The organism is Dactylosporangium sp. NPDC005572 (assembly GCF_040605515.1).
Classification (GTDB): Bacteria; Actinomycetota; Actinomycetes; order Mycobacteriales; family Micromonosporaceae; genus Dactylosporangium.
The window spans coordinates 29778-44376 of the sequence record NZ_JBEXCY010000070.1 but is presented as its reverse complement, the minus strand read 5'-3'; the positions used below and the strand labels follow the sequence as shown (position 1 = coordinate 44376).

The 14599-nt window shown below is 73.3% G+C and carries 11 protein-coding genes and 1 pseudogene; 2 read left to right on the top strand and 10 right to left on the bottom strand.

Annotation, left to right across the window (positions count from 1 at the left end):
* The 7 genes and pseudogenes from ABZS66_RS29410 to ABZS66_RS29380 all read right to left on the bottom strand — a co-directional run.
* Positions 1 to 547 (bottom strand): annotated as a pseudogene (locus ABZS66_RS29410) (hypothetical protein); the annotation flags it as partial.
* Between the two features lie 628 nt (positions 548 to 1175).
* Positions 1176 to 2510 (bottom strand): class I SAM-dependent methyltransferase, encoded by a 1335-nt coding sequence (locus ABZS66_RS29405; RefSeq protein WP_354763209.1) that lies wholly within the window; start codon positions 2508 to 2510, stop codon positions 1176 to 1178.
* Positions 2507 to 3874: an FAD-binding oxidoreductase gene (locus ABZS66_RS29400; RefSeq protein WP_354763207.1), complete on the bottom strand. Its 1368-nt coding sequence runs from the start codon at positions 3872 to 3874 to the stop codon at positions 2507 to 2509. The genes ABZS66_RS29405 and ABZS66_RS29400 overlap by 4 nt, the downstream gene beginning before the upstream one ends.
* Positions 3875 to 3975: 101 nt before the next feature.
* Entirely contained in the window at positions 3976 to 5229 is a 1254-nt protein-coding gene (locus ABZS66_RS29395; protein WP_354763205.1) for an RNA polymerase sigma factor, read from the bottom strand.
* 44 nt (positions 5230 to 5273) lie between these two features.
* On the bottom strand, positions 5274 to 5603 hold the full coding sequence (locus ABZS66_RS29390) for a YciI family protein (RefSeq protein ID WP_354763203.1): 330 nt from the start codon (positions 5601 to 5603) through the stop codon (positions 5274 to 5276).
* Positions 5604 to 5650: 47 nt separating this feature from the next.
* Positions 5651 to 7519, bottom strand: coding sequence for a N,N-dimethylformamidase beta subunit family domain-containing protein (locus ABZS66_RS29385; protein ID WP_354763201.1), 1869 nt, complete (start codon positions 7517 to 7519; stop codon positions 5651 to 5653).
* A 6-nt stretch (positions 7520 to 7525) separates the two neighbouring features.
* On the bottom strand, positions 7526 to 8818 hold the full coding sequence (locus ABZS66_RS29380) for a condensation domain-containing protein (RefSeq protein ID WP_354763200.1): 1293 nt from the start codon (positions 8816 to 8818) through the stop codon (positions 7526 to 7528).
* A 165-nt stretch (positions 8819 to 8983) separates the two neighbouring features.
* On the opposite strand from ABZS66_RS29380, the gene ABZS66_RS29375 reads away from it, so the two are divergent.
* On the top strand, positions 8984 to 10072 hold the full coding sequence (locus ABZS66_RS29375) for a hypothetical protein (RefSeq protein WP_354763198.1): 1089 nt from the start codon (positions 8984 to 8986) through the stop codon (positions 10070 to 10072).
* A 1-nt stretch (position 10073) separates the two neighbouring features.
* Here ABZS66_RS29375 and ABZS66_RS29370 read toward each other — a convergent pair whose 3' ends face one another.
* Together ABZS66_RS29370 and ABZS66_RS29365 are read right to left on the bottom strand one after the other, a co-directional pair.
* The gene (locus ABZS66_RS29370; protein ID WP_354763196.1) at positions 10074 to 11261 is read right to left on the bottom strand and encodes a glycoside hydrolase family 3 N-terminal domain-containing protein; all 1188 of its coding nucleotides are present in this window, start codon (positions 11259 to 11261) and stop codon (positions 10074 to 10076) included.
* 59 nt (positions 11262 to 11320) lie between these two features.
* Positions 11321 to 11887 carry a helix-turn-helix domain-containing protein gene (locus ABZS66_RS29365; RefSeq protein ID WP_354763194.1) on the bottom strand — a complete coding sequence of 189 codons (567 nt, stop codon included), beginning with the start codon at positions 11885 to 11887 and terminating at the stop codon, positions 11321 to 11323.
* A 113-nt stretch (positions 11888 to 12000) separates the two neighbouring features.
* Here ABZS66_RS29365 and ABZS66_RS29360 point away from each other — a divergent pair, with 113 nt between their 5' ends.
* The gene (locus tag ABZS66_RS29360; RefSeq protein ID WP_354763192.1) at positions 12001 to 12618 is read left to right on the top strand and encodes an NAD(P)H-binding protein; all 618 of its coding nucleotides are present in this window, start codon (positions 12001 to 12003) and stop codon (positions 12616 to 12618) included.
* 134 nt (positions 12619 to 12752) lie between these two features.
* Here ABZS66_RS29360 and ABZS66_RS29355 read toward each other — a convergent pair whose 3' ends face one another.
* Positions 12753 to 14519 (bottom strand): ABC transporter substrate-binding protein, encoded by a 1767-nt coding sequence (locus ABZS66_RS29355; RefSeq protein ID WP_354763190.1) that lies wholly within the window; start codon positions 14517 to 14519, stop codon positions 12753 to 12755.
* Positions 14520 to 14599: the final 80 nt, after the last annotated feature.

Here is a 14599-nt window from a genome sequence, read left to right as displayed (position 1 = left end):
GCTGCCCGAACTGACCGGGCTGACCGGTTTGGCCGGGTTGGCCGGGCTGACCGAACTGACCCGGTTGGCCGAGCGGGCCAGGCTGACCGTAGTGGCCGGGCTGGCCGGGTGCGCCGGGCGCGCCGGGCTGGCCGAGCGGGCCGGACGTCACCGGCTGGCCGAAGACGTTGGTCGCCGAGCCGCCGGCCGGCGGGACGCCGAGGCCGACGCGACCGGTCTGGTACGCCGGCGAGGTCTGGGCGGGCGGGAACCCGGCTCCGGGCAGGGGCGCGGTGGTGCCGGGGCCGGTCGACGCCTGCGGCTGGCCCGACGGGAACTGCGCGGTGTGACCGGGGCCCGTCGCCTGGGGCGGCACGGACGGGAACTGCGCGGTGTGACCAGGGCCGGTCGTCGCCTGGGGCGGGCCGGACGGGTACTGCGCGGTGTAGCCGTTGGTGTGGCCATTGGTGTGGCCGGCCGGCGCCGCCCACGGCACCCCGGACGCCGGAATCCCGGACGCTGGAACGCCCGAGGCCGGAATCCCGGAAGCCGGGACGCTGTCAGCCACCGCACCACTGCCGCCCGAGACCGGCGCGGCCGCCGAGCCCCAGACCGGCGAGGCCGGGGAAGCGGGCAAGGTCGGCGGGGCCGGAGAGTCCGCGGCCGGCGGGGCCGGGGAGTCCACGGCGGCCGGGAAAGCGGGCAAGGCCGAGGAGTCCGAGCCGGCCGCCGCCGGCAACGTCGAGAAGTCCGTAGCCGGCGGCGGAGGAGAGTCCGCGGCGGCCGGGAAAGCGGACAGGGTCGGCGACTCCGTGGCGGGCGGAGCAGCAAACAGGGTCGACGGGTCCGGGGCGGCCGGCGAGGTCGAGAGATCCGCGGTCGGCGAGGCCGCGAAGTCCGTGGCGGTCGGGAAAGAGGGAGGTTCCGATGGTTCGGGAGAGTGCGGCTCGGTCGCGCCAGGGGCGGTCAACGGCTCGGGCCGCGACGGCTGCGACGATGGGGAGTCGGTCTCCCCGGCGGTGGACGGCGCGGCCCCCGGCGCGCTCCACTGGCGGTCCTGGTCACTCATGTTGTCCACCTTGCACACCACACCTCCGCCGAAACTGGATTCTGGCTGGGAGATAGCCGAGAGCCGCGAAAACCCCAAAGGGCCCGAGGCCGGCACGAACGGTACGAGCGGCCCCGGGCCGGGGAAATCAGGGCGTCCAGTCGGGTCGCAGCGGGTACGACGACACCCCGTCGCGGGTCGTCTTCGTGGCCAGGATCTGGTGCAGCTGGATCTCGTTGCGCTCGAAGGCGAGCCGGGACCCGGCCATGTAGAGGCCCCACACCCGGGCCGTACCCAGCCCGATCTCCTCCACGCACGCGTCCCAGTGCTCGACCAGGTTGCGGTTCCAGCCGGCGAGCGTCAGCGCGTAGTGCTGGCGCAGGTTCTCCTCGTGCTGCACCTCGAACGCGGCGTCGTGGACGGCGCTGACCAGGCGGCCCGGGGAGGCCAGCTCGCCGTCGGGGAAGACGTAGCGGTCGATGAAGGCGCCGGTCTTGTGGGAGGCCCGGTTGTCGGCCCGGGTGATGCAGTGGTTGAGCAGCCGGCCGCCGGGCTTCAGGCGGTCGCGGAGCGCCCCGAAGTACCGGGGATAGTTCCGGACGCCGATGTGCTCGGTGAGGCCGATCGAGCTCACCGCGTCGAACTGCTCGATGGGCGCGTCGCGGTAGTCGAGGTGCCGCACCTCCGCGAGGTGGCCGAGGCCCTCCCGCTCGATCGCGGCCTGCGCCCACTCGGCCTGCTCGCGGGAGAGCGTGACGCCGAGGGCCTTCACGCCGTACTCCCGGGCGGCGTGGCGGACCATGCCGCCCCAGCCGCAGCCGACGTCGAGGAGCCGGTCGCCGGCCTTCAGCGCCAGCTTGCCGGCGACCAGGTCGTACTTGTTGGCCTGGGCCTGCTCCAGCGTGTCCGACGGCGCGTGGAAGACGGCGCAGGTGTAGGTCATGGACGGGCCGAGGACCTTCTCGTAGAAGGCGTTCGACACGTCGTAGTGGTGGTGGATCGCCTCGGCGTCGCGGCCGCGGCCGTGGCGCAGGCCCTGGATGGTGCGCCGCCAGGCCGGGACGGCCTCCTGCGGCGGGGGCGGCGGCGGGCGCAGCCGCTCCCAGCCGAGGCCGCGGACGAGCCGCAGGACCTCGCCCGGGCCGGGCAGCCGCAGGTGCAGGCCGGTGGAGAGCCGGCGCAGCGCCTCGTACGGGTCGCCGGGGTGCACGCCGCGCACCTCGAGGTCCCCGGTGACGTAGGCGCGCGCCATGCCGAGGTCGCCGGGGGCGGTGAGCAGGTACGACAGCCCACGCTCGGAGACGATGTGCAGCTCGACCCGCGCGTCGGCCGGGCCGACGGAGCTGCCGTCGTAGGCGGTGATCCGCACGGTCGGCTCGCCGGCGGTGACGGCGCGGACGATGTCCGCGACCTTGGGCACCGGCGGCCGGCGGCGGCCGCCCGGTGTGGAGGAGTAGGTGCGTGATCGGTTGGTGATGGTCATCGTCGCCCCACAACCTTGTCGTAGAGGTCGGTCAGTCGGTGGTCGGGGTCGTAGCGGTCCTTGGCGGCGCGGTACGCGGGACCGCCGTAGAGCCGGTCGAAGGTCTCCCGGTCGTAGTAGGCGTCCGAGTAGAGGGACTTGTGCCCGCCGAGCTCGAACACCCGCTGTTCGACGGCGCGGTTGACGTCGCCGTCGCGGGCGCCGGGGGCGATCGGGACGGTGCCCCAGAAGCCGACGTTCACGTACGGGGTGCCGGCGTGCATCGGGTACAGCGGCCACTCGCGCTCGCGCAGCCGCAGCGGGCAGAGCCACAGCGGCGCCATCGGCACGTTGGCCGCGAACCAGCGCAGGAACTCGGCGGTGCGGTCCAGAGGGAGCTCGACGTCCTGCACCACGCGCTCGCGGTCGGGACGGCCGAGCCGGCGCTCGATCCGCGCGGCGACGCCGTAGCGGTTCTCCAAGCGCACGATGCGGTGGTAGACGTCGCTGCGGCGGTACCGCCGGGGCCAGATCCGGCGGACGGCCGGGTGCTGGGCGCCGAACGCGGCCGAGCACCAGAACCAGTCGGTGTCCCAGCGCCACAGGTAGTCGTAGGCGGTGAGCCCGTCGGTCGCCTTCGCGCGCAGCGACCGGTAGTAGACGTCCTGGCCGGTGTAGTCGCTGGCCGGGCCGTCGCTGCCGAACCGGCCGAGCACGAGGTACGACTCGCCGGGCCGGAACACGACGCCGTCCATGACGTCGACCGGGTGGCCGGCGTATTCACCCGTCCGCATCACCTCGCCGACCGCGGCGAGCAGCTCGTCCAGGTCGTCGAAGCGCAGGTTGCGCAGCAGCACCCGCTCGCCGATCGGCTGGAGCTCGATGCGCAGTCGGGTCGCGTAGCCGAGGCTGCCCAGCGAGTTGGGGAACGCCGCGAACAGCTCGGCGTGCTCGTTGTCGGCGCGCGCGGTGACGACCTCGCCGCTGCCGGTCAGGATGTCGAGCTCCGACACCGACTCGTGCGGCAGGCCGTGTTTCCAGGACGTCGCCTCGATCCCGAGGCCGGTGACGGCGCCGCCGAGCGTGATGGTCCGCAGCTGCGGCACGACCAGCGGCATCAGCCCGTGCGGGAGGGTCGCGTCGACCAGGTCCTCGTACGTGCACATGCCCTGGACCTCGGCGGTGCGGGCCACCGGGTCGACCTCCACGACCCCGTCGAGGCCGCTGACGTCGAGCCCGGCGAAGCCGGTCGCGGCGCGCGGCCGGAACAGGTTCGACGTGCGCTTGGCCAGGCGGACGGTGTCGCCGGGCGGGATCGCGGCGTACGAGGCGCGCAGGGCATCGACGGCGTGCCGATGCCGGGGCCAGCCCTTGAGAGGAGCCATTCGACCACCTCCTTCCGTATGCATCGAAGCAGAAAGTGGAGGCATGCCTCAGGCCAAACTTGCACAGTTGGCAAACTTGCGCCAACGCGGGGTGATCCAACTCACGGGGCCGGACTACCCAGGCGCCGCTGTAGATACCGGCGCTCCGCGTCGTTGCCGACGAGGTCGAGCGCCTCGCGGTAGGCCTCGGCCGCCTCGGCGGTCCGGCCGAGGCGGCGCAGCAGGTCGGCGCGGGTGGCCGGCAGGAGGTGGTAGCCCTCGAGCTCGCCGCCCGCCCGGAGCGCATCGACGAGGGCGAGGCCGGCCGCGGGCCCGTCGGCCATGGCGACGGCCACCGCCCGGTTGAGCTCGACGACGGGCCCGGGCGTGAGGCGGGCGAGCTCGCCGTACAGCAGGCTGATCTGGCGCCAGTCGGTCTCGGCGGCGACCGGGGCGGTGGCGTGGCACGCGGCGATGGCCGCCTGGACCTGGTAGCGGCCGGGCCGGCGGCGGCGCAGCGCCCGATCGAGGACGCCGACGCCCTCGTCGATCATCGCCCGGTCCCAGCGGCTCCGGTCCTGCTCCTCCAGGGTCACGATGTCGCCGGCCGCGTCGACCCGGCACTCGCGGCGGGCCTCGTGCAGGAGCATCAATGCGAGCAGCCCGTGTACCTCGGGCTCGTCGGGCATGAGCGCGGCCAGCACGCGGGCCAGCCGGATCGCCTCGCCGCTGAGCCCGGTGCGCAGCAGCTCGGCGCCGGCGGTGGCCGCGTAGCCCTCGTTGAACAGCAGGTACAGCACGGCGAGCACGGCCCCGAGCCGCTCCGGCAGCAGGTGTGCGGGCGGCACCCGGAACGGGATGGCCGACCGGCGGATCTTGTTCTTGGCCCGCACGAGCCGCTGGGCCATGGTCGGCTCCGGCACCAGGAAGGCCCGCGCGATCTCGGCCGTGCTGAGGCCGGCCAGGGTGCGCAGGGTGAGCGCCACCCGGGCGTCCAGGGCGAGCGCCGGGTGACAGCACGTGAACATGAGCTCCAGGCGGTCGTCCGGCACCGCGGACGCGTCCTCGCCGAGCGGGTCGTGCCACGGCGCCCGGGACTCGTCCACCGCGACCTCCCGCAGCTTCTCGGCCTCGACGGCCCCGCGGCGCAACCGGTCGAGCGCCCGGTTGCGCGCGGTCGTGGTGAGCCAGGCGCCCGGCCGCCGCGGCACGCCGTCGGCCGGCCAGCGCACGAGGGCCTGGGCGAAGGCGTCTTGGGCGCACTCCTCGGCGAGGTCCCAGTCGCCGGTGAACCGGATCAACGTCGCCACGATCCGGCCCCACTCGTCGGCATAGACGCGGGCGACAGCGTCACGCACCTCCTCTGACGAGGTCACGGGGCCTCCGCTTCGCTGCGACCCCGCGACCTCCTCTGAAGAGGTCACGGTTCCCAGAAGGGGCGGACCTCGATCAGCCCCGAGCGGGCCACCGGGTGCTGGGCGGCGACCTCGATCGCCTCCTCGAACGACTCGCACTCGACGATGTCGAAGCCGGCCATCTGCTCGCGGGTCTCGGCGAACGGGCCGTCGGTGAGCACCACGTCGCCGTTGCGCACCCGCACGGTGGTGGCCTCGGCCGGCGGCACGACCCGGTTGCCGAGCACCCGCACGCCGCGCTCGTCCATCTCCTTGACCCAGCGCAGCACGTCGTCACCGGTGGGCTCGTCGGTGACCGGCTCGTCCTCGACGGCGATCATGAGCAGGAATCGCATGACGTCTCCTCCTTCGCGGGGATGGTTCCGTCACGACGACGAACGGCTCACCCGCTCCTCGACACCCCCGGCGGAGGAGATTCCCCGTTGATCTCCCGCCCGGTCTCGCGCCACGCGAGCCGGCCGTCGGTGCCCGCGCCGACGAGACGTCCCTCGTAGCCGGCGAGCACCGTGCGGCCTGCCGCGTACCCGAGATTTTCCCACGCTTCGGCGCCCGGCGATGTCCCCGAAGTCCCCGGGACCGGCCGGCGCATCCGGATCCGGCCGTCTGGGCAGGCCCCGACGAGCAGGCCGCCGACCGCGGTGAGGGTGCTGACGCCGCCGCCGTCACCCGCGGTGACCCAGTCGTCCGGCTCCGCAATCGGCGCGCACCACAGGCGGTCGTCGGCGGTGACGGCGAAGAACCGCCCGTCGGCGACCGCGAGGGCCCGCGTGCCCGGCGGCGCCGCGCCGACCGGCTCCCACTCCGCGGGTTCGCGCACCGGCGGGCGGTGCAGCAGGCGGCCGCGCTCCGTCACCCCGTACAGGCCGACGGGCCGGCCCCCGACCGCCTCGCGCGGTGCGGCCAGGCACACCGGCGGCTCACCGCCCGCGACCACCGGCCACCAGGGGACGTTCTGGCCGCTCGCGCGGCGCACCAGCAGTACACCTGCCGCATCGATCGCCCAGAAGGCATGCTCACAGGCCGTGAGCGCGACCAGGTCGGGCGCCGGGCCGATCACGTCCCACGGCGGCGGGGCGGGCGGCGCCGACAGCCGGTCGAGCACGTTGCGGGTGATCCGGTCGGTCACCGGGTCGCCGAGCGACGCGCCCCAGTTCACGGTGGCCGCGGTGAACACCGTGCCCCCTCCCCGGCGGAAGACGCCCATGGTCGCGTGGCCGCCCTGGCCGTACCGCCGCCAGTGCCGCAGGTCGGCGGTGGCGAGCACGACGAACGAGGGCGGCGTGCCGTCACCGCCGGTCACCACCGGAACACCCCCGTCCTCGGCGAACAGGGCCGCGTCGGTCTCGTAGCCCACGGCGCCGAGCGCGAAGCCGTCACCGTCGCGCAGGCCGGTGCCGGCGAAGACCCAGTGGGCGGCGAAGCGGGCGGTGTACTCGGTCTCCTTCATGACGTCCATGAAGTCGCCCCAGGCGCCGGCGCCGTGCCGGTAGCTGACCCCGGTCATGGCGTTCTCCGGCCGGTGCACCGGGGCGGCCGACCACTCGACCGTGGCCCGCGCCGGGTCGGTGGCGGCGAGCGGGTCGCGGACGGCGTCGCGGTAGCAGACCATCGTGCGGCCGCCGTCCTCGAAGCGGGCCTGCCAGTAGGCGGTGTTGGCGGCGAAGCAGGCGAGGTTGCCGCCGGCGTCGACGAAGGCCTCGACGGCGTCGCGCATCTCCTTCGACCAGTACTCGTCGTGGCCGTTGACGACCAGCAGCCGGTAGTCGCGCAGCAGCTGCGGGCCGCGCTCGTGCAGGTCGAGGCCGGAGCAGAAGTCGGCCGCGTGGCCCGTGCGGCGCAGCCAGCGCAGCAGGCCCTCCTCCCAGCGCTCCGGCGGCGGGCCGATGCCGGGGCAGTCGAACGAGACGCGGTCGGCGCGGCCGGCCTCCTCGAAGTAGTACAGGCTCTCGCCGGGGACGCCCGCGCGGTGGTACGCGAGCCAGGTCGGGAACGGCACCGAGACCAGGATCGGCGCGGCCGGCGCGGCGGCCCGGACCACGAACCAGACCTCGTCGCCGGCGACCTCGGCGCGGTACAGCGAACTCGGCCAGCCGGACGGGACGGCGAGCTCCCACACGGGCGCGGTCGCGTGACCGATGTGGACGATCCGGTCGTCGGTGGCGTCGTACACGGTCACCGGCGAGTCCTCGCTCAGCGCGAACCGCAGGGTGCCGCCGGGCTCGCAGGAGGTGGCGTCGGCGTAGGCGGGCACTGCGGGTCAGGCGGGCTGGAGCGCCTCGGCGACGAGCAGCGCCTCGATGCCGCGCAGGTGCGCCTCCACGGCGGTCTCCGGGAACACGCTGACGTCGGCGAACAGGGTCAGGTCGAGCACCTGCGGGACCGCGTTGACGTGCAGGAAGTACCGGGCGCCGTACTGCTCGACCGGCTCCCACCGCAGCGTGGTGCCGGGCAGCAGCGCGCTGATGTCGCGGACGTCGGTGCCGGGCGGGGTCTGCGCGTCGAAGCGGCGGTCGTTGAACGAGCACGACAGGTCGACGCCGTGCTCCGCGAGCAGCTTGTCGAGGTCCTCCGGGTCGTACTGGGCGTGCAGGTACGCCTGCATCGACGCCTGCGCCGTCCGGCGGATCACGGTGCGCAGGTCGTCGTCGCCGACCTCGACCACGCACAGCCCGTCCTGCGACGCCGGCCCGACCGAGCCGGCCAGCCCGGGGCGGAACCGGTTGCTGACGATGACCTGGAGGACGGCCTCCCGCGCGCCGGTCTGCCGGGCCAGCTGGAGCGCGGCGGCGGCGAGGATGACGGTGGACCCGGACACCTGCTCGCGGTCGGCGAGCGCGCTGACGGCCAGGTCACCGGCGGGCGAGCTGAGGGTGGCGCTGGTGTACCGCGGGGGTTCGCCGGTCTCCTGGAACCGCTGCCGCGGCACCGCCCGCAGGTGGCGGTCCCAGTAGCGCAGCGCCTTGGCGCTCTGCCGGCGGCCCTGCGGCGAGGCCTGGTGCAGGGCCAGGTCGTACGGCTGGCGGTCGGGCGGCTCCGCGCTCGGCGCGCCGGCGAGCCCGGCGAGCACGTCGCCGACGAGGGTGTCGAGGCCGCCCCGGTCGGTGACGAGGTGGCAGATGACGAAGACGGCGTGGGTGACGACGCCGCCGGAGCGGACCATCCCGACGCGCAGCGGCCACTCGTTCGCGTAGTCGAACGCGGGCGCGGTGAGCGTCTCCTGGAGCTCCCTGGCTGCCCGGGCGGGGTCCCCGGCGTCCACCAGGTGCACCTCGATCACGCCCTCTCGGGCGACGACCTGACGCCCGTCGCGGACGTTGGTGCGCAGCGACTCGTGGCGGGCCATGACGTGCGCGACGGTCCCGGTGACGCGCTCGACCGGCACGCGGGTCGCGATGCCCTCGTCCTCGATGGCGGTCACCCAGCTCAGGTTGAGGCTCGCGTCGTCGGGCACGAGCCGCTGGATCGCCCGCCAGATCGCCGTCTGACCCCAGCTGAGCTGACACTCCCCGCCGCGTCCGCCCGTGAACCGCACGGCGACCCGTTCCGTCATCACACCCCGGCTTCCGTGCTCGTCAGATGGGTGGTTCCGGCAGCGCTCATTGCATCGGCCATGGTCGACGACTGTCAATACGTGGCCAACCCGACCATGCCCGACCACCTCGTTCACTCCCGGTAGGCGAGCCAGTACACCGCCCGCCCGCGGGACCGTGGGCGCATGACGGTGAAGGATCTGGCGACCCTGACGCCGAGCGGGTATCCGGCGGTCTCCCTGCTGATGCCGACCCATCGCACGCCGCCCGAGAACCAGCAGGATCCGATCCGGCTGCGCAATCTCCTCGCCGAGGCCAAGCGGCGGCTGGAGACCGACGAGGCCGTGCCGAAGCCGGTCGCCGCCCAGGTGTACCAGGAGATCGCCGACGCCGCCGAGCAGTTGGACCTGCGGCAGGTCGGCGACGGGCTGGCGCTGTTCGCGTCGCCCGGCCAGGTGCACGTCCGGCTCCTCGACACGACCGTCAACGAGCGGGTCGTCGTCGCCGACACCTACGAGGTGCGCGACGTCGTCGCCGACGCGGCGCGGCGGCACCGGTACTGGGCGCTCGTGCTGTCCGAGCAGCCGACCCGGCTGTGGAGCGGCGACGGGGACGACCTGGTCGAGGTGCGCTCGCACGGGTTCCCGTTCACGCACGAGGGGCCGGGCGGGACGACCGGGCTGCCGCGCGACTACGGGCAGAACCCGAGCGCGATCCGCGACGAGCGGCACCGGCAGTTCTTCCGGGACGTCGCCTCATCGCTCGCCGACGTCGACGCGCTCGACTCGCGGCCGGTGTTCCTGCTCGGGGTCGAGCGGTACCTCGCGTTCTTCGCCGAGGAGTGGGGGCGCCCCATCGCCGGGGCCGTCCAGGGCAACTACGACCACGCCGGGGCGCACGAGGTGTACCGGCTGCTGGCGCCGCAGCTCGCCGCGTACGACAACATGCGGCAGGTGGCCGCCCTGGAGGCGCTCGACGTGGCGCGCGGCGCGAACCGCTTCGCGGCCGGGCTGGCCGAGGTGTGGAGCCTGGCGCATCACGGGCGCGCGGCCCACCTGCTGGTCGAGGAGAGCTACCACAGCCCGGCCTGGGTGCACGGCGACCACCTGCACCCGCCGGACCAGGAGCCCAGGCACGACGAATCGGCCACGCTCATCGACGACGCGGTCGACGACATCGTCGAGGCGGTGGCCCGCCACGGCGGGGAGGTCACGTTCGTCGGGGACGGCAGCCTCAGCGGGGATGCGCGGGTCGCGCTGATCGTCCGCTACTGACCTACTGGCATTTGGCCAGGCCGGCTCGCACCTTCGTCGCCAGCACCCGGGTCGCGCTCTGCGCCACCCGGTCGGCGAACGCCGGGTCGGCCTTCGCCGCCGCCAGCAGCGCGTCCGTCCACGGGCCGGCGTCGGACAGGCGCACCGTGAGGGCCACGTCGCCGCCGGCCCGCACGAACCGGACGGCGCGCTGCGCCAGGGGTACACCGGAGACCGCTTTGGCCGCACCGAGGTCGTCGGAGAGCACCATCCCCTGGAAGCCCAGCCGGTCCCGCAGCAGCCCGGTCACGATCTTCTCGGAGAAGGCGGCGACGGTCGCGTCGGGGTCGAGCTTCGGATACGCCGCCGACGACATCATCACGGCCGCCGAACCGGCCGCGATCCCCTGGCGGAACGGCTCCAGCGCGGGATCCTCGGCGGTCGTCAGGTCGTCGCGCGCGCCTGTCGACGTGTCGGTGTTGACCCGGACGCGGCCGAGGCCGGGGAAGTGCTTGAGCGTGGTGAGCACCCCGGCACCCTGCACGGCGGCGACGACGGTGGCGACGTCGTCGGCGACCGGGCCGGGCGACGGGCCGTACTGCCGCTGGAACTTGCCGATGGGCGGGTTCGCGGTGCCGATCTCCTGGGGTACCACATCCGCCACCGGGGCGAGGTCGAGCGTCACGCCGATCTTCTGCAGCCGGCCCGCCCACTCCGCCGTGTTCGCGGCGAGCGCCTGCTGGTCCAGCTTGCCCTGGTTGACGGCGGTCGGGATCGCCGGGAAGTCGGGGCCCTGCAGCGTCTGGACCTGCCCGCCCTCCTGGTCGACGGCCACGTGGAGGCGCACGTCGCCGGCGGCGGCCTGCAGCTGGTCGACGGCCTGCTTGAGCGTGGCGGCCGAGGCGGTGCTGCGGCCGGCGAGGAAGATGCCGCCCAGGTGGTACCGCTGGATCGCCGCCTTCGCATCCACCGGCGAACCGACCGGGGTGCCGATCATGAGCAGCTGGCCGACCCGCTCCTCGAGCGACATGCGCCGCACGATGGTGGCGGCGCAGTCCGCGGTGGGGCTGGGGCTGACGCCGGGCAGCTGGGCGGTCGCCGCGGGGGGCGCGGGATGGCGCGGGGGCGACTCGCCGCCCCGCGTGAGGGCGTAGGCGATGCCCACCCCGACGACCAGCACCACGGCCACGGCGGCCGCCGTCCATCCCATGCGCACGGACCCAGACTTCCAGAGTCCCGGGCCGGGCGCAGGTCGCGTTTCCGACGGCGTCACAGGCGAAGCTCGGCCACGAAGCCACTCGCCGCCTCGCTGTCGGCCCGGCGGTCGGCGAAGTTGGTGATGAACGCGTGCTGGAAGCAGGCGCCCAGCAGCAGCGCGGCCACGGCGACCAGGTCGGCGTCGGGGCGCACCCGGCCGAGGGCCTGCTCGGCCCGCAGGTAGTCGGCGAGGGCGTCGTTCGCGCGGTGCGGGCCGAGGTTCTGGGCGCGCAGCTGGTCGCGGTGGGCGCCCAGGATCGCCGGGTCGGAGAAGATCGACGCGAACATCGGGAAGCCGTCGCGGTAGAAGCCGATGGCCACGGTGGCCAGCTCGGTCAGGGTCGCGCGGAGGTCGCCCTCGCCGGCGCGGGCCGGGAGGGTCTGCAGCATCGGGATGAACTGGGGGCCGCGCTCGTGGAGCACGGCGACCATGAGGTCGACCTTGTCGCGGAAGTGCTTGTAGAGGGTGGCCTCGGAGAACCCGGCGGCGCGGGCGATCTCCCGCGTCGTGGCGTTGGCCAGGCCGTGGGTGCGCAGCACCCCCGCCGCCGCGTCCAGGATCACGTCCCGCGTCGCCACCTTCGCGCCCTCCAGCCCTTGACACCATGCGTTGCCCCGCTACACAGTGTAGAGGTTAGTGAGTGCTCACTAACCCACAGGGTTGTTGGCCCGAACGGAGCCAGGGGGATCCCATGAAACTCACCGTGTTCGGCGCCACCGGCGGGATCGGGCGCCAACTCATCACGCAGGGGCTCGCGGCGGGGCACGAGATCACCGCCGTCGCGCGGCGGGACCCCGGCGACCTCGGGTGCGAGGTCGTGGTCGCGGAGCTCGGCGACCACGACGCGATCGCCGGCGCGGTCGCGGGCCGCGACGCGGTGCTCTCCGCGCTCGGGCCGCGCGGCACCGGGCCGTCGACCGTGCAGGCCGACGGCGCGCGGGCAGAGGTCGCGGCCATGCTCGCCACCGGCGTGCGGCGGATCGTCTCCGTCGACGCGGCCGGCCGGGTCGCCGACGCGGGCGACAGCCTGCTCATGCGCGCCGTCGCCAAGCCGCTGGTGCAGTGGGTGCTGCGGCACGGGTTCGCCGACCTGGCCGAGGCCGAGCGGGTGCTGCGCGGCAGCGGGCTGGACTGGACGCTCGTCGCGCCGCCGCGGCTCACCGACGGCGGGCACCGTCCATATCGGACCGTCGTCGACCGAAACGTCCGGAGTGGACGGACGCTGTCGCGGGCGGACGTGGCCCACGCGATGCTGCGCGTGGCCGGCGACCCGGCGACGATCCACCGCCGGGTCAACGTCGCCTATTGAGCGCATGACGCGGCCCGGGTCCGTCGGGAACGGACCCGGGCCGGACGAACGCGGCCGCCCCAAGGAGGAAGAACGGCCGCGCGCGTCACCGCGTGCCCGGGAAGTCCCTCGTCAACCCGGGCACTCCCGCGCGGTCAGCTCGTGACGCCGAGGCTGCCGAAGTCCACCATCCCGTAGTACTGGCTGATGAACACGTTCGTCAGCCGCGGGTTGCGGACGTTGAGCGCCTTGTCGTAGGTGAAGGGCACGAGCACCGACTCGTCCATGACGAGCTTGTTGATCTGGCTCCAGATCTCGGCCGCCTTGGTCTGGTCGGACTCGGCCTGCGCCTTGTCGATGAGGCTGTTGATCTCGGCGTTGTCCAGCTCGGAGAAGTTGTTGTTGCCGCTGGGCAGGATCTGCCGCCCGTCGACGAGCACCTTCAGGAAGCCGGAGGCGGTCGGGTAGTCCGCACCCCAGCCGGCCATCATCAGGCCGTAGCCCTTGGCCTTCGTGTTCGACGGCGCGCCGATGGTCGAGCGGAAGTACAGCGACGCGTCACTCGGGTCGAGGCGGGCCGTGATGCCGATCGCGGCGAGGGACTGCTGCAGCGCCTCGGCCGTCTTCGGCTCCTTGCCGGAGTTGCGGGTCGCGATGACCGTCTCGAAGCCGGTCGGCTTGCCGCACAGCGCCAGCTCTTCCTTGGCCTTGTCGAGCTGCGGCTTGCCCGACTTGGTGTTCAGGGGGTCGAGCTTCGGGTCGTGGCCGGCGATGTTCGGCGGCAGCATGTTGGTGGCGATGTCGCCGCCGGCGTCGGGGCCGCCGCGGGCGGTCTGCATCGTGACCTTGTCGGTGGCGTAGATGACGGCCTTGCGGCAGTGGATGTTGTCGAACGGCGCGACCTTGGTGTTGATGGCGAAGTACCGGATGAAGCCGGTGACCGGCGCGTCCGCGTTCTTCTTCACGTCCGGGTTCAGCAGCACCTTGGCCTGCGAACCCTGCTGGACACCGGTCTGCGCGGTGTCGAGGTCGACCTGGCCGGAGATGAGCTGGTTGTCGATCTCCTCGACCGCGGTGCCGAAGACGACCTCGATCTGGTCGGGCAGCGCCTTGCGCACCGAGTCGGTCTTCGGGTCCCAGTTCTCGTTGCGGAGCAGGACGGCCTTCTTGCCGGCGTCGTACGACTGGAACTTGTACGGGCCCGACGAGACCGGCTTGTCACCGTACTTGACGCCGGTGTCCTTGTCCTTCGGCACCGGGCCGGCGCCGGGCATGGCGAGCAGGTACGGGAAGTCGCTCAGCGGCGCCTTCAGCGTGAACACGATGGTCTTGTCGTCGGGCGTCTGCACCGACTTGAGGCCGAGCTTGTTCGGGTCCGGGTCCTTGTACGGACCGGGGTACTGCTGGTCCTGGTCGAGGGCGTCGATGAGGTACGTCGGGCCGCCGGAGAGCACGTCCTGGGCGAAGACCCGCTCGATGCCGTACTTGACGTCCTTCGAGGTGATCGGCGAGCCGTCCTCGAACTTGAGGCCGTCCTTCAGCGTGAAGGTGTACTTCTTGCCGCCGTCCTCGACCTTCGGCATCTCGGTGGCCATGTCGGGCACGAGCTTCAGGCCGTCCTCGCCCGGCTTGGCCTCGTTCGTCAGCAGCGTGCGGACGAAGTACCCCTTCATGAAGTTCCAGATGTTCGCGTAGTACGTGCGCGCGGGGTCGTACGAGTCGGGGTCGTCATGGTTGGTGAGCTTGAGGGTGCCGCCCTTCTTGTCGGACGGGTTGACCACAGCGGTCAGCGCGGCGTTGAAGCCGCCTTTCTGCCCATCGGACTTGCTGGTATTGTCGGTACTTGAGCCACCCCCGCAGGCGGACAGCACTAGCGCCGCGGTGACCGTGCCGGCCACCAGCGCACCTGATCTTCTATTCACGTGTCGGACCTCTCAAGGACGCCGCGGTTGGGGTGCCGCGGACGGTTTTCGGGCACGCGGGCAGCACGAATCAGCCGACG